The organism is Spirosoma daeguense (assembly GCF_054776875.1).
Genome location: NZ_BAAHBF010000002.1, coordinates 609802 through 624524, shown reverse-complemented (window position 1 = coordinate 624524; position 14723 = coordinate 609802). Strand labels below are relative to the sequence as shown.

The window sequence follows — 14723 nt, the reverse complement described above, 5'->3', positions numbered from 1 at the left end:
CTCATTCCTACATCATTTCCCCATCCATTTTTTAAAGTCAGTAGCGCGTTCACGGCTGACGAGCACTTCTTCGTCTGTGGCTGGTTTCAGCGTCAGTTTCAGCTTATTATTAAAATATGGGTGAATTTGCTGCACCGAATTGATGTGCACGATAAACTGCCGATTGGCCCGGAAAAACTGGCTGGGGTCCAGCATATTTTCCAGTTCATCGAGCGGGTAATCGAGCGAAAATTTCTGATTGGTTGTAGTACGAAACAGGCTCACGCCCTCTTCTGAATAGAAATAAGCAATATCGCTCACTTCAACCGGCACCCACTGTTGCAGGTGTTTGACCAGAAACCGACGGCGGAAATCGGCGGGTTGAATCTGTTGGCGAAGCTGTTGCACGAGCGCGTCAATATCAACGGGTCCAACATCGCTGGTTTTCGTTTCAGTAGAATCCCCGTTGGTGCTTCCCTTCGTTCGTTTGTATTTAGCTAAACTGGCTTCTAACTCGTGACGTTTGATCGGTTTCAGCAGGTAATCGATGCTGTTCACTTTGAACGCCTTAAGTGCGTATTCGTCGTAGGAAGTTGTGAAAATAACGGGCGCGCCAACGGTTGTCTGCTCGAAAATTTCGAAACTCTGACCATCGGCCAGTTCAATATCCATCAAAATCAAATCGGGTGCTAATGGTTTCCCTGGGCCATTGGCCATAAGCCAGGCTACCGATCCTCGTACACTGGCCTCCGTTCCAACAATCTGCACGGTTGGGTCGACATCCTGCAGGAGTTTTGTCAGTTTACGAACCGCCAGTTCTTCATCTTCAATCAGTAGTACGTTCATCGGGGAAAAGAGGTTAAGGTCATTCGCTTGTTTTCGGTACCAAATTAATACGTCAGCGCGTGTTTGTGCAATGGGGAAGGCCCTTAAATCAGCAAAATAACTCCACGAAACGGTACGAATACTGGATGAACTGTTTACGCTTTCCGGTTCATTAAAAACGTCAATTTGTTTCCGTTCATCTCTATCGGTTGAATGTGTCCTTTATTCATTTCAGCCTCCCATAATGCCGTTTCAACCCAAACCAAGCTGGCAAACGCACATTGGCCAATCAGTTTTGTATCGGTCAGCTCGCGCTACCTACCTCTTTTTAACCAACAAATACAATGAAAAAAGTCGCTAAAATTTTTGGTTACCTACTAGCCGGTGTTCTCGTTTTGCTGGCTGGTTTCTGTGCGTATGTCGCTATTGTAGGCGCACCCACGTATGACCCGCCTACTATTCCTGAAGTTACTGTTGAGCGAACGAACGCCCGTATAGAACGTGGTGAAGTGATTGCTCAAATTCAGTGTATGTCGTGCCACGCCGATAAAAACAATCGGCTGACGGGCAAATACCTGGCCGAAGTACCCGCTATGTTCGGGAAACTGTATTCAAAAAATATCACTCAAGACGAGGACAAAGGCATTGGCAAATGGACCGATGGTGAGCTGATTTACTTTCTGCGTACTGGTTTGCGTCACAACGGCACTACGGGCGGCATCATGCCCCAGTATCCGAATATGGCCGATGAAGACATGAAATCGGTGATTGCCTGGCTTCGCTCCGACCGTTTCCCCGTACAAGCCTCTAAGGATGAAGCCCCTGAATCCGAACTAAGTTTTGTGTCGAAACTCCTCATGAACACCATCCTGAAGCCATTACCGTATTCAGAACGTTTTATCTCTTTCCCCGACACCGCCGATCAGGTTGCTCTCGGTCGGTATACCGCCAATTCGATTGGCGACTGTTACGCCTGTCACTCCGCCGATCTGATCGATCAGGATAAAGTAAACCCCGAAAAGAGTAAAGGTTTTTACGGCGGTGGTATTGAGATGGTTGGCGATGGTGGTCAGAAAGTGCTGACTGGTAACTTAACCTTCGACGACAAAACGGGTATCGGCCGAAAATACACCAAAGAACAGTTTATCCGGGCGGTCAAACACGGCGTTCGGCCCGACGGTAGTATCCTGAAATACCCCATGGAGCCAAAACTGTCGCTGTCGGACTATGAAATTGGAAGCATTTACGAATACCTGAAAACAGTCCCTAAAATCAATAACGACATCGATCAGAAAAAAGCCGCACTTCAACTGGCTCAGAAATAACACTTCATCTACAAACAGGTAACGTAACGATATCACATTGCTACGTTACCACAAACCATTTCCGTATCATGAAAACTTCATTTACTACGTTTCTTGCCGTTGGTACGCTTTTTTGCATAGCGGCCCACCCCGTCGACGTAATGACGGATTTACGTGTAACATCCGATCAACTTCAGAATCAGGTCATTTATCAACTCACGTCTGAATCTACTTCGTTTACTCTTTCTTCCCAAACCCGCCGAATCGGAAAACAGCTTTCGACTGAAGCCCGCGCTACCGCCGTTCGGGCGATGGGCGGTGTGGTTCGGGCTTACGTAAACTCGACCGATTTCCGAAACCGCTACGCGCAACTCATGCGTGACCAGTACCGGGTAAGTGACACACAAACGCGCGAAGCCGAACTTGTCGAAAAGGCAACTATAAGCGATGTACAATCGACAGCGAATCAGCAGATTGCACAAACGAATGCTATGTTTGAGCAGATGCCAGCCTCAACGCTTGTATTAATGCTTCAACAACAAATGACGCAGTTTCAACAGGGAATGGCAACGGCAGATGCCCCCGAAAAAGCGGCTCTTGCCCGCGATATCAGTGTGCTACGTCAGATACAGCCATTGGCGAATTCGAAACCTGCCGAATTCAAAACGCAGTATCTCGCCTTTATGAACCGCTACATGGCCCGGCAACTGAACAAAGGACTTGAAAATGAGGAAGAACATTTAGCCGAAAGCAAAACCAAAGCCGCTGACTATCGCACCCGTCTGGCCGATTTCAATGCTCACTCGAACCCAGACGTAGCCATAAAGAAACGCCTTCGCGAGTTTATTAAATTGACCGAATCAGTTGATTTCGACGCGAAAGTTATGCCACAGGGCAGTAAGCTGGAGTTTGTCCGGGCTGATTATCGCAATCAATCCGACGAATGGAAATTGCTTTATCGCATAGGCCGGGAGCCCGTTTTAGCCGCCCGCGACGTAGCAAAGAACTGGCTGAATGAATTAAAATAAACAGACAAAAACAGTTCTTTTCCAGAAGACGATGGCTTTTGCAAATAAAATCATTCAGAATCCGAGAACCGGACAAAATCTCCGCTTCATCAAAACCAGCCACGACACAAACGGGCAGTTACTGGAAATGGAATCGACCTATCGTGGTCAGAGTCTGGAACCAGCGGCCCATTATCATCCCGACCAAACGGAAGATTTTACGGTGCTGAAAGGTGAATTGACGGTGCAAATGAACGGGCAAACGACGATACTACGTTCCGGCGATACGTTACATATTCCGGCCAACACAATTCACTCGATGTGGAATGCAGCGAAAACGGATGCTGTAGTAAACTGGCAGGTTCGCCCCGCGTTGAACACCGAAACCTTTTTCGAAATAACGTTCGGTCTGGCGGCTGACGGAAAAGTAGACGCTAATGGTATGCCAGCTTTTCTGCAAACAGTTTCACTGGCTCGCCATTTTGCGAGTGTTTTCAGGCTGGCCAAACCACCCAGAGTTGTTCAGGAGTTGGTTTTTAGCCTTTTATCGCCGGTAGCTTATCTGGCTGGCTATCGTCCTGTTTATAAAAAGTATCTGGATTAAATACCATTTGTGTTGGCTTAATTATAGAAGCGGTATTCCTTAATCAGGAATACCGCTTCCCTGTTTTAATCTTCCCCTACCTATTTCTACCAAAGAATAGTCGTTTCAACACCCACTTTTACCGTTTCAGACAGGATCAACTTCTGGCTCGCACCCGTTCAAACTAGTTTTGTCAACGTAAACAACAAACCCCGCTATGGCGGACCTTTTTATGAACTCAAAACCATTCTTCCTCTCACTTCCTGATCAAATTACCATCCAGGTAATCCGTATGAAATGGCTTGTTTTATTCGCTGTTTCCAGCCTGTTCTTTCTGAGTAGCTGTAAGAAAGAAAACGACGTAACACCCGTTCAGGAGATTGTAGCCAACGCCGGTCCCGACCAATCAGTGCAGGTTGGCCAGCAGGTTACCCTCGATGGCTCTGCATCGGTCGATAAGCAGGGCAAACCCCTCTCCTATCAATGGACAATTGTTCGAAAACCGGCTAAAAGTACCGCTACGTTGACCGGGCCAACAACCTTCAAACCAACCCTAAAGCCCGACGAAGTAGGCGAATACGAAATGGAGCTGAACGTAACGAGCACCTCCGGAAAAAGTACCGATAAAGTTATTATTGCTGCTTCAATTGCCGAACCGTTAGCCCTTAGCGCCAACATTACCGTTAAAACTAATCTGGTTGATCGGGTGCTGAATCCAGAATTACCTGATTATATCGTTACCAAAAACATCGACGTAAACCATGAACTAACCATCAATCCCGGCGTGGTAATTGCCTTCGAGCGCGATGTTCGGATGAATGTAAACGACAATGGTGGACTGCTGATCGCGAAAGGTACTGCCGACCAGAAAATCAGATTTGTGGGCGTTCAGAAAACCAAAGGCTTCTGGGTCGGAATGGCGCTGTATTCGGGAAGTAATGCCAACGTACTGGAGCATGTAGAAGTTATGCACGCTGGAAGTCGGCCTATCTTCAGCACAACCAAATCGGCTCTGTTCGTTTCGGGTAGTAAATCCCAGATTTCGCTTAAAAACAGTCTGTTCACTCAGAATGATGGCTACGGCCTATATGTTTACGATGGTGGTCTGCTGAACGAATTCTCGAAAAATGCCTTCACTAATAACACCGAAGCAGGTTTGATGCTCGATGCGGCCAACGTAGCGAAACTCGACGTAGCGTCTACTTTTGGTGGTGGAAACGGACGTAACGTAGTGGAAGTTACGCCTTCGAGCCTCGTAAAAAATAGCAGTGAGATTGTGTGGGGAGGCTTCACCGACAAAACACCCTACCGCATCAACGGCGAACTGACAATTAATGCGGGCTGGAAACTTAATCCGGGGGTAATTCTCGAAATGAACCGCGATGCCGTTATCCGTATCAATACCGATGGCTACATAAACGCCAAAGGCACTGCTACCGAAAAAGTGATTTTCACAGGAGCCACCCGTACAACAGGTTTCTGGCGCGGACTCATCTGCTACTCGCAGGACACTAAAAACCTGATGGAGAATGCCGAAGTGAGTTTTGCAGGTAGCAATGTCATCGTGTCGGGTAAGAAAGCGAATATTGCCATCTACGGAACCGGGGCCAACCTGAACATCAAAAACACGCGCATAAGCAGCAGCGCTGGCTACGGGGTTTTTGTGAGCTACGGTGCCAAGTCCAACACCGATATTTCAACGGCTAATACGTTCGAAACCAATACGCAGACGAACGTATTGATCGAAAAATAACCGAGTTAAACCAGGCAGCTTTCCTAATTTGATTCTGCCGACATCAGGGCCCTGTTCGCTGAATTTGCAGTAAACAGAGCGTTGATGCCGGCAGAATTTACCTTTTACTGTTACGTTGATGACCTTCCAGCTTTGGGGAGCCGTTTTTACGGGTATGGTGCTGTCAATTATGTTGCTGAACGTAGTGCAATGGACCACCTATCGCGACCGTAGTTATGGCCTATATACTCTTTACATGCTCGCATGGCTCTTTTATTTTGGCCTGCGTGTATCCGTTTTCCGTGAATGGTTTTCGGTCGAAACCAATTATTTTGTTCGGGGAGCCGCTCCGATGGGCGCATACTACGTTTATTTCGATTTTGCCGACGCCATTCTCGATTTACGTCGGCGGTTGCCCCGCTTTTACCGGCATTTGCAGATTGTAAAGATTGCGCTCGTTGCGTATGTGCTTTTACAGGTTGCACTCTGCTACGTATTACCCTGGTCGTCAGAAATATACGAATTATGGTTCATCGTAATGCGACTTTTTATGGCCGTTGTGGGGATATATGGTATTCGACAGATGATGAGTCTGGGCGACGCCGTATCGCGCGCGTTTGCAACCGGAACCCTCTTTCTGCTCACAGGTGCGCTGACGTCCATGTTCATGTCGTTTATATGCAATGACACAGACTGGTCGGGCCCATTCTGGAAAGTGTCACCCACTTATATGCAAATTGGCATCATTGCCGAACTGGTCTGCTTTACACTAGGTCTGAGTTATCGGCAACGGCAGGCCGCTATTCGGAGTGCGATTATGGAACAGGAGCTTGCTAACGAGCGGGCTAAACATCATCGCGATCAGCTTGAATCGGAACTGGCCGTTCAACGGCTGGAAAAAGAGAAACACGAAGTGCAGATTCGGGCATTACAGGCGCAGGTAAACCCACATTTTCTGTTCAACAGCCTTAACTCACTGAGCGCGCTGATTGATGATGATACCAAGCAGGCCAATATTTTTCTGGATGAGTTGAGTTCGGTGTATCGGTATCTGCTACGTGCCAACGATCAGGTTTTGACCCCGCTGGGAACCGAGCTGGCATTTATCCAATCGTATTGCCATCTGCTGAAAACCCGACATGGCGATGCGCTTCAGATTGCCTGGCACGTAGCACCGAACTTATTGAATCGGCAGCTCCCTCCGCTTACGTTACAGTTATTGGTCGAAAATGCGGTAAAACATAACATAGCGTTGCCGAATCAGCCGTTAACCATCGCTATTGGAACAAACCGATGCAATCAGCTTCAGGTACGTAATAATGTTCAGCGGAAGATTGTTCGGGTAAACTCAACGGGGGTGGGTTTGGCCAATATCTGGTCGAAATACCAGATGCTTAACCTACCCACCCCCTCAATTAGTGAAGAATATGGCCAATTTGTGGTTACCTTACCCCTGATCGACTAGCAACTGACAGCATCAGGTTAAGAACTACATCACTGCTTGCTCGTCTATTTTTTGTAGCTCGTAACGCTGTACAGGCTGGTCGATGATCAGGCGATACGAAAACGAATGATTTGGCTGTCCAATTTTCAGGGTATACACACCACTCTGCATTTCCTGAACATTGAGCACGCATTTGTAACTAGTATCGTTGAATGCCCCCTGATAATACATTTTCCGGTTCTCATCTTCCAGAGTTATGTTGCTGAAACGTCGTTTCAATTGTGCGCAGTGAATGGTTAGTTTACCTACCGAACTAACTGCCGGATCAACAAAAAATACAGCCTGACCATCTTTGACAACTGACTGTTTCATGTTGTTGCCACTGGCCGATATAACTGCAGTAGCAGGACTTTCGGTTATTGAGGTAGTTGGATTCTCGGGCAGATAGGCCGTTGCCAGCACGCGGCTGTTCACCAGATTTGCCAGTAACACATCAAGTGCCCGTTGCGTCTGACGATCGGTATAGCGAACATTTTGCGGCAGTTGCTCCTGATAAAGAAGCTGATGGCGGGCGCTATAAAACTGAACGTAAGGCGTTTTGTCAGCAAAACTTGCCCGTACTTTCCAGTAACCCTGAGCGGAATCGGGTCTTGCGTAGGCTTCTAACGATTGGGCTTCGGTTGATAAACCGAACGCGCAAAAACTGAACATCGATGCAACTAAAATAATGGCTTTCATGAGATTTGTTGTTTAGCATATGTGAATGCACCTATCTTCTTTCAACTGCTGTGCCATACTTTAAAAACACGCCCAGAAGCTCAAAAATGGCCTTTTCACTACGTACCACTGTCCGCAAACGGACGTAGCAATGTCCGGTTTGACCGGATTATCTACATATTTCCTGTCAGTTCATCCCGTTTTTTTACCGTTTCATACACTTAGTGCGTACACGTTAGGCATTCTGTTAGTTACTTGGCGAACTATCGTAACGATTAACCAGTAGCCCATTACTTACGGCAATTTGGCATACATGAAAACGAAATCTTCTTATACTATTCTGGGTGGAGGCATTGCGGGCCTTACAACGGCCATCGCTCTGCAACGCCTGAATCTTAACGTAACACTTTTCGAAGCAGCTCCGGTTATCCGGCCACTTGGGGCTGGTTTGGCACTGGCGGCCAATGCAATTCAGGCTTTTCAACGATTGGGTATCGTCAATACAATTATTCCGAAGGGACGCCAACTCGATGCTTTAAGCATTCTTGACGAAAAAGGAAGGATTATTACCCGTACCGATAGCCGTTCGTTAAGTCAGCGCTACGGTATTGACAATTTTACCATTCACCGGGCCGAACTCCATAAAGCGTTGCTTTCCGAATTAGATCCGACCTGTTTACATCCGGGCAAACGGGCCATTCGCATTGATCAACAATCAAACCACGTACTCATCCACTTCGACGATGATACGTATCATAAAACGAATTATCTGCTAGTGGCCGATGGCATTCATTCGCTGGTTCGTCAGCAATTAGTGCCCGATTCAACGCCACGTTACGCGGGTTATACCTGTTGGCGGGCGGTTGTTAGCTGGCCTAATAACCAATTGCATGAAGCCACCGAAACCTGGGGATCAGCAGGCCGGATGGGAATTGTGCCTCTGGCGAACGATCTGGTTTATTGGTTTGCCTGCGTAAACGCCCCCGCCCGCAATGAACGAATGCGTAAAATGACCTCCATTGAGCTATCAAACCGGTTTGCAAATTATCATGCTCCTATTCCTGAGCTGTTGGCGAAAACACCCGACGAAAGCCTTCTCTGGAATGATATTATCGATCTGAAACCGTTGTTTCGCTATGCATTTGACCGTGTCCTTTTGCTGGGCGATGCAGCTCATGCTACCACGCCTAATTTAGGTCAAGGTGCTTGTCAGGCTATTGAAGATGCTGTTATTTTAGCCAATGAACTATCAACCAGCACGTCTCCCGAGAACGCATTTGCTTCGTTTGAACGTCGGCGGCTGCAACGTACACACTACGTTACTAATACATCGTGGCGGATTGGAAAAGCGGCTCAGATAAGCAATCCGTTGCTGGCTTCAGTACGAAACGGGTTATTACGAATCCTCCCAAATAGTATTAACGAAAAACAACTGGAGTTGCTTTACCGTGTCGATTTCTGAAGAAATTCAATTTTAAATTCACTACGTACCAATATCGTCAACAGACAATTATCTTTACTAGAAATGCCCAACCTTCCTTGTTTTGACTAGCCTAAACGACAAGTGGCTCCGCATCGTTGGTATTACGTTGCTATGGGTGGCCAGCATACTCAGCAATGGTTTTCACCATAAACCACTGACCGGTGAGATTCTGCTTAGAATGCTCATCAGTCTGGTATCTATTACGGCTACGTGGCACATCAATCGGGCACTTGTTTTTTATTTTCGGCAGAAATATCCTGCACGTCGGCAACTCCTCAAACGGCTTTTTTTCACCTTTCTGGCGGGTAGCCTTGCCAGTACCGTTTTAGTCTGGATTACCTCGGCTGCAAAATATTTGGTTTTATACGGCAATCTGGAAAATTTCAGAGATCCGGGTCAGACAGGCAGCATCACGATTAACAACATGACCCTTGCGTTTAATATGTACGGGTTTGATTTTGTTCAGGCTACCTCTAATTTTATTTTCTTTCAGCTTATTTATGAAGCCCTGTTTTTTGCCCGCGATACCCGTACCTATCAACAGCGTCTGAAACACGCCGAGCAGGAGCAGGAAAAATTGCGGATGGCCAATCTGCAAAGCCAGCTCGATACGCTGAAACAGCAGGTAAACCCACATTTTCTATTCAATAGTCTGAACGTACTGGATTCGCTGATCGAAGAAAACCCTAGTCAGGCCCGCGTATTTCTGGAAGAACTCAGCACCGTTTACCGGTATCTGCTACGTGCCAACGACCAACACCTGACCGATCTGGGCACTGAGCTTGAGTTTATCCAATCGTATTATCACCTGTTGAAAACCCGCCACGGTCCGGCACTCCATCTTAACCTGACCATCGATGACCGTTATCAATCGTATCGGATTCCCCCGCTTACGTTGCAGTTATTAATTGAAAATGCGGTGAAGCATAACATCATTTTACCCGACCAGCCATTACATATTGATATTCTGACCGACCAGGAATCTCGGTTGCAGGTGCGGAACAACGTACAGCGGAAAACAATGCGGGTGATTTCGAATGGGGTTGGGCTAACCAATATCTTAACCAAGTATCGAATGCTCGATCAGCCTACTCCCCTCATTTTCGAGAAAGACGGGCAATTTGTGGTCACGCTACCCCTTATCGAAACCGTTGGAGTCTGATTGCTATTACGTCATGAACCTTACGCTGTGAAAACCTTTAACGATAAGACATTACGTATCGTTGGCCCGTTCATCCTGTTTCTGGTAGGCGCTTTGTTCTTCCGGATGAACTGGTATCTTGAGCTTACCGTAGATCGTCTGCTGCGCAATGATGTGATTGGTTTGTCGGCTGGCTATGCTTGTTGGAATCTGACGCGCTGGATTCTATTCCGTCTGCAAAAAAAATTGCCGGGTCTGGCCAATACCCGCCGTCGTCTGTTCTGGATGTCGTTTCTACTACCTTTTCTGGTCAATTTTGCCTGGTTGTTCCGGCAGGCAGGTCATGTACTTATGGGGCACAATACAACGATCTGGCAGGAGCCTCAATATTATACCTACGCCATTGGTATTCAGATATTTTACCATTGCGTTTACTACGTAATTTACGAAGGCAGCTACATTCTTCACGCGTGGCAGCATACCTACGAACAGAACGAACGGCTAAAAAAAGATAAACTACGACATCAACTCGATACGTTGAAAGCGCAGATCAATCCGCATTTTCTGTTCAATAGTCTCAATTCGTTGTCGATGCTGATTTACGAAAACCCCAAAAAGGCCGAAGAGTTTGTCGACGAGATCAGTAGTGTTTATCGGTATCTGCTACGTGCCAACGATCAGCCACTCACTACGTTAGGGCAGGAATTACAGTTTATTAAAACCTATTTTCAACTGCTGAAGACCCGCTACGGTGCCAGCATCGATCTGGACGTAGCAGTCGATGATACGTATCTGGAACACCGCATTCCACCCCTAACCCTACAACTGCTTGTCGAAAATGCGGTCAAGCATAATGTCATGCTTCCCCAAAAGCCGTTGCGGGTCAAGATTCTGATACGTAATCAGTTGCTGATTGTTCAAAATAATCTTCAGCGAAAAAATACGCCCGTCTTGTCTAATCAGGTTGGTCTGGCCAACATTTCAACGAAATACCGATTACTTGGGCAGCCCGATATTTGTATCAGCGAAGAAAATGAGCACTTTACCGTGGCTCTGCCTTTGGTAGATTCGTTACCTGAAACGAACGTACTCTCATGAAGCCAATCAACGATACGCGTCTTCGCCTATTTGGGCCGATTGGGCTTTATTTGTTCGTAAGCTTTTTTTTTCGGTTTGAGCTTTACCAACGATTACCGCTCAATGCGCTGCTGGTTAATCTGGTGGTTGCCATACCTTCTGGTTTAATTTGCTGGAATAATGCCCGTTGGGTCGCGTTACGTCTTCAGAAACGGTTTCCGGGTCTGGCCAATACCCGTTTGCGACTGTTGTGGCTTTCGGCTTCGCTTCCTGTACTGGTTGGTCTTGCCTGGCTTTTACGTCATGTTGTTCGGTACCTCATCGAAGGAACATTCGTGTATTATACCACACCCGTTGAATTGAGCCGGAATATCGGCATTCAGATTTTTTATCACTTTCTCTATTTCACCGTATACGAAGGCTGGTACATTCTTCGCCAGTGGCAACAGGAAACCGTTGAAAACAGCGCACTGGAGAAAATGTCGCTACAAAGTCAACTGGCTTCGCTTCAGCATCAGGTCAATCCACACTTTCTGTTCAACAGCCTCAATTCACTCTCGTCGCTGATTGGTGAAAATCCGGTACGGGCCGATGCATTTCTGGATGAAATGACTGCGGTTTTTCGGTATCTGCTTCAGGCCAGCGAGCAACGACTGGTTCCGCTACGTAGCGAAATTCAATTCATTCAGTCTTATTTTCACTTGCTGCAAACGCGTTATCAGGACGGCTTGCGGTTAGAACTGGGCATCGATACGTCGCAGGAATCGCTTTTATTACCGCCGTTGGCTCTTCAGATATTGGTCGAGAATGCAGTACGCTACAACGTAATTCTGGCCGAAAAACCCTTACATATCCGTATTTACACAACTGCCGAGCAACGGTTATACGTAGAGAATACCTTACAGCTTAAGAACTTACGCGTGGAAGTCGATAGTGATGGACTGACCAATCTGGCGGCTCGGTATAAATTACTGAATGAAGGCGATGTTTTGATTATGGAAAAAGATGGTTGGTTCAGTATTAGTATGCCCCTGTTAACCGAAGGGAAGTTAGTCGAGGTTTTGTAAATTCCCCAAAATCACTCAATTATCCGGCCTTTGCACTCAAACGGGAAAACTAAAACGGTATCTTTCTTATGAATTGAAAACACGAGTTCATTCGGTTGTTTGATGACTGTATCGCCAATTTCGATATGTTTCTCAAAAAGCTGATACCAGTTGCCGGTATGTGCATACATAGTACGATTACCATTCTCTACGTTGGTACCTTCTATCTGAAACCATTGCCCGCTGAATTTCCGCGACGCTATTTTTATCGTACATTTTTTCGGACGATACGTATCAGCCTCACTCTCGCAGTCTCTGCCACAGCTAACATTCAGAGCGAGTAAGATTAGGACAAGAAAACGCTGCTTCATGGATTTCTTTTGCGGCATGTTCGTTAAGAAACAAACGTACTAAATAAGGTGGTCAATCCTCCACTTCATCGGCTTATTTTGACGTTTCAACTTCTTTTCTATTGATATCAAATATGCAATAAATGACCTTTATAATCATAGAAGCTGTTTTAACTTTTACCAATAGGTCTCCAATTGGTAAAAGTTAAAACAGCTTCATAAACAACAACACCCGCCCAACGTATTGGGCATGTAAACACTACGTTACTAATGAAAATTCTTGATCTTGAACTCCACACTACTGACCTAGATGCTACGCGGTTATTTTATGTACGCCGATTGGGTTTGCCTTTACTATCGCAATCGATCAACCACCTGACCGTTTTAATCGGCTGGACCCGTCTGACGTTTCGATTGGTTGATAAACCCGTTGCGCCATACCACCTTGCTATCAACGTACCACGTGAGTCGCTGGAGGTTGTTATGTATTATTTCGATTTGGCCTATTTACCAACACAGGCCCCGGATAAACTCATTGCCGATTTTTCGGACTGGCGTGCTCAGGCTTGCTACTTTTATGATAGTACTGGCAACTTGTTGGAGTTTATTGCCCGCACCGATTTATCGCTCAGCAATCCAAACCTTACCATAACCGATTTGTTTCAGGGAGTCAGCGAAATTGGAATCGCTACAGAAGATGTTACGTATACAGCCGAACTGTTGCACCATCGGTTTGATGTTATGCAATTTACCAAATCAACCCCGAAACCCGAATTCAACGCACTAGGCGACGATAACGGCCTGTTTATTCTTTCCAAGATTGGTCGTAAATGGCTGTTTTCTGATACGGTAGCCGGTTTGAATTATTGCCGGATTAAGTTCACCAATACTTCAGGAGGGCCAATGCAGGAGCTTTATTCGTATGAGGTCAATCGGTTGCCAATTAGCCGACCCGTTACCGGTTGTATACACCGCGCTCAATTATCGGAAGGCCACACTGTGTGTTGCGGTAACGTAGCGTGTAAGGCCATGCAGACTAAAAATTCCCTAATCAACTCAGGCCTATAAGCCGGGTTCTGTCCTCCCATCGTTAGCCTAGAAGGCCCGACGAAATGGCTTATCATTTATCTGGGATGCCGGTCACCCGACACCTCGTTCGACCTACCCGCGTTGGGTTGTCTCTTTCGAGCCTATGGCGACGAGCAGCCGCGCGCCAACGCTTATTTGGTCTTTCAGCCCCTAAGGGTTACCGTGCCCCGTTGGTCACCCAACGAGCGGTAGGCTCTTACCCCACCGGTTCGCCCTTACCAGAAATAATGAGTGAATGAGTGAATGAACGAATGAGTGAATAGGCTGGCGCAAGCTTTCCGCCGGATGGTATTCACTCATTCGCTCATTCGCTCATTCGCCATTAAAATTTGGCGGTATATTTTCTGTTGCCCTGTCTGTCGAACGGCCGTTCCCAACCGTCCTCCTTCCCGTTAGGAAGTAGGGTGCTCTGTGCTGCCCGGACTTTCCTCATCCGATTACTCGGACGCGATAAGCCAGCCTGAATTGTTTAGGGAGAACAAAGGTACACTGTACTGGTCATTTTCTCAAAACGGATCACAAATGGCTGTTTAATTCCTTGGACAGGCCCCAATAATAAACACGAGTGATCCCGACTTTTGCCTCTGCAAGTGAGCGAAGGCTATTTAAGGTGACTCATGTTTGTTTCTACATTTGTCTAATTATAAACGACTGCTCACAGAGGTTCTTCTCACTTTGAGGAGCGTTTTCATGAGAATAATTGGTTGATCAAGTCGAATAGTCAATCTGTCAGTTGGCGGGCAAACTATTAACTAGCTCATTTCAGCTATAAGATTAGGGGTAGGTTACAATAGGTCAAGCCGATGTTACAATAGTGCAAGCCTGCCCACCCTGCCGTTTCTAGCTTTGGCCCTGTGGCACCATAATGTGCCATGACTTTGCGCACTTATGGCTATGAAACAAACTCTATCTCTATCTTTCTGCTCCCAGTACCATATCGGATGGT

Annotated in this window: 12 protein-coding genes and 1 other RNA gene; 9 read left to right on the top strand and 4 right to left on the bottom strand. The window is 46.7% G+C overall.

What is annotated here, in order from left to right; genetic code table 11:
* Positions 1 to 12: 12 nt before the first annotated feature.
* Positions 13 to 825, bottom strand: a complete 813-nt coding sequence (locus tag ACYVD4_RS07450; protein WP_460943987.1) for a LytR/AlgR family response regulator transcription factor — start codon at positions 823 to 825, stop codon at positions 13 to 15.
* A gap of 323 nt (positions 826 to 1148) precedes the next feature.
* Between ACYVD4_RS07450 and ACYVD4_RS07445 the strand changes: the two genes are divergently transcribed.
* The 5 genes from ACYVD4_RS07445 to ACYVD4_RS07425 all read left to right on the top strand — a co-directional run bounded on the left by ACYVD4_RS07445 (position 1149) and on the right by ACYVD4_RS07425 (position 6895).
* Positions 1149 to 2129: a c-type cytochrome gene (locus tag ACYVD4_RS07445; protein WP_460943985.1), complete on the top strand. Its 981-nt coding sequence runs from the start codon at positions 1149 to 1151 to the stop codon at positions 2127 to 2129.
* A gap of 68 nt (positions 2130 to 2197) precedes the next feature.
* Entirely contained in the window at positions 2198 to 3136 is a 939-nt protein-coding gene (locus tag ACYVD4_RS07440) for a hypothetical protein (RefSeq protein WP_460943983.1), read from the top strand.
* A 31-nt stretch (positions 3137 to 3167) separates the two neighbouring features.
* A complete protein-coding gene (locus ACYVD4_RS07435) occupies positions 3168 to 3719 on the top strand; it encodes a cupin domain-containing protein (RefSeq protein ID WP_460943981.1) in 552 nt (183 codons plus the stop codon).
* A 196-nt stretch (positions 3720 to 3915) separates the two neighbouring features.
* The gene (locus ACYVD4_RS07430) at positions 3916 to 5451 is read left to right on the top strand and encodes a PKD domain-containing protein (RefSeq protein WP_460943979.1); all 1536 of its coding nucleotides are present in this window, start codon (positions 3916 to 3918) and stop codon (positions 5449 to 5451) included.
* A gap of 118 nt (positions 5452 to 5569) precedes the next feature.
* Complete coding sequence (locus tag ACYVD4_RS07425; protein WP_460943977.1) at positions 5570 to 6895, top strand: sensor histidine kinase; 1326 nt, start codon at positions 5570 to 5572, stop codon at positions 6893 to 6895.
* Between the two features lie 24 nt (positions 6896 to 6919).
* Here ACYVD4_RS07425 and ACYVD4_RS07420 read toward each other — a convergent pair whose 3' ends face one another.
* On the bottom strand, positions 6920 to 7612 hold the full coding sequence (locus tag ACYVD4_RS07420; RefSeq protein WP_460943975.1) for a hypothetical protein: 693 nt from the start codon (positions 7610 to 7612) through the stop codon (positions 6920 to 6922).
* A gap of 292 nt (positions 7613 to 7904) precedes the next feature.
* On the opposite strand from ACYVD4_RS07420, the gene ACYVD4_RS07415 reads away from it, so the two are divergent.
* The 4 genes from ACYVD4_RS07415 to ACYVD4_RS07400 all read left to right on the top strand — a co-directional run bounded on the left by ACYVD4_RS07415 (position 7905) and on the right by ACYVD4_RS07400 (position 12359).
* Complete coding sequence (locus tag ACYVD4_RS07415; protein WP_460943973.1) at positions 7905 to 9053, top strand: FAD-dependent monooxygenase; 1149 nt, start codon at positions 7905 to 7907, stop codon at positions 9051 to 9053.
* An 82-nt stretch (positions 9054 to 9135) separates the two neighbouring features.
* Positions 9136 to 10236, top strand: a complete 1101-nt coding sequence (locus tag ACYVD4_RS07410; RefSeq protein ID WP_460943971.1) for a sensor histidine kinase — start codon at positions 9136 to 9138, stop codon at positions 10234 to 10236.
* A 27-nt stretch (positions 10237 to 10263) separates the two neighbouring features.
* Positions 10264 to 11313, top strand: coding sequence for a sensor histidine kinase (locus ACYVD4_RS07405; RefSeq protein WP_460943969.1), 1050 nt, complete (start codon positions 10264 to 10266; stop codon positions 11311 to 11313).
* Positions 11310 to 12359 carry a sensor histidine kinase gene (locus ACYVD4_RS07400; protein WP_460943967.1) on the top strand — a complete coding sequence of 350 codons (1050 nt, stop codon included), beginning with the start codon at positions 11310 to 11312 and terminating at the stop codon, positions 12357 to 12359. The genes ACYVD4_RS07405 and ACYVD4_RS07400 overlap by 4 nt, the downstream gene beginning before the upstream one ends.
* Positions 12360 to 12370: 11 nt before the next feature.
* Here ACYVD4_RS07400 and ACYVD4_RS07395 read toward each other — a convergent pair whose 3' ends face one another.
* Both ACYVD4_RS07395 and rnpB read right to left on the bottom strand, forming a co-directional pair.
* The gene (locus tag ACYVD4_RS07395; protein ID WP_460943965.1) at positions 12371 to 12709 is read right to left on the bottom strand and encodes a hypothetical protein; all 339 of its coding nucleotides are present in this window, start codon (positions 12707 to 12709) and stop codon (positions 12371 to 12373) included.
* Between the two features lie 1028 nt (positions 12710 to 13737).
* An RNA gene (gene rnpB / locus ACYVD4_RS07390) (RNase P RNA component class A) lies at positions 13738 to 14244 on the bottom strand.
* Positions 14245 to 14723 lie beyond the last annotated feature (479 nt).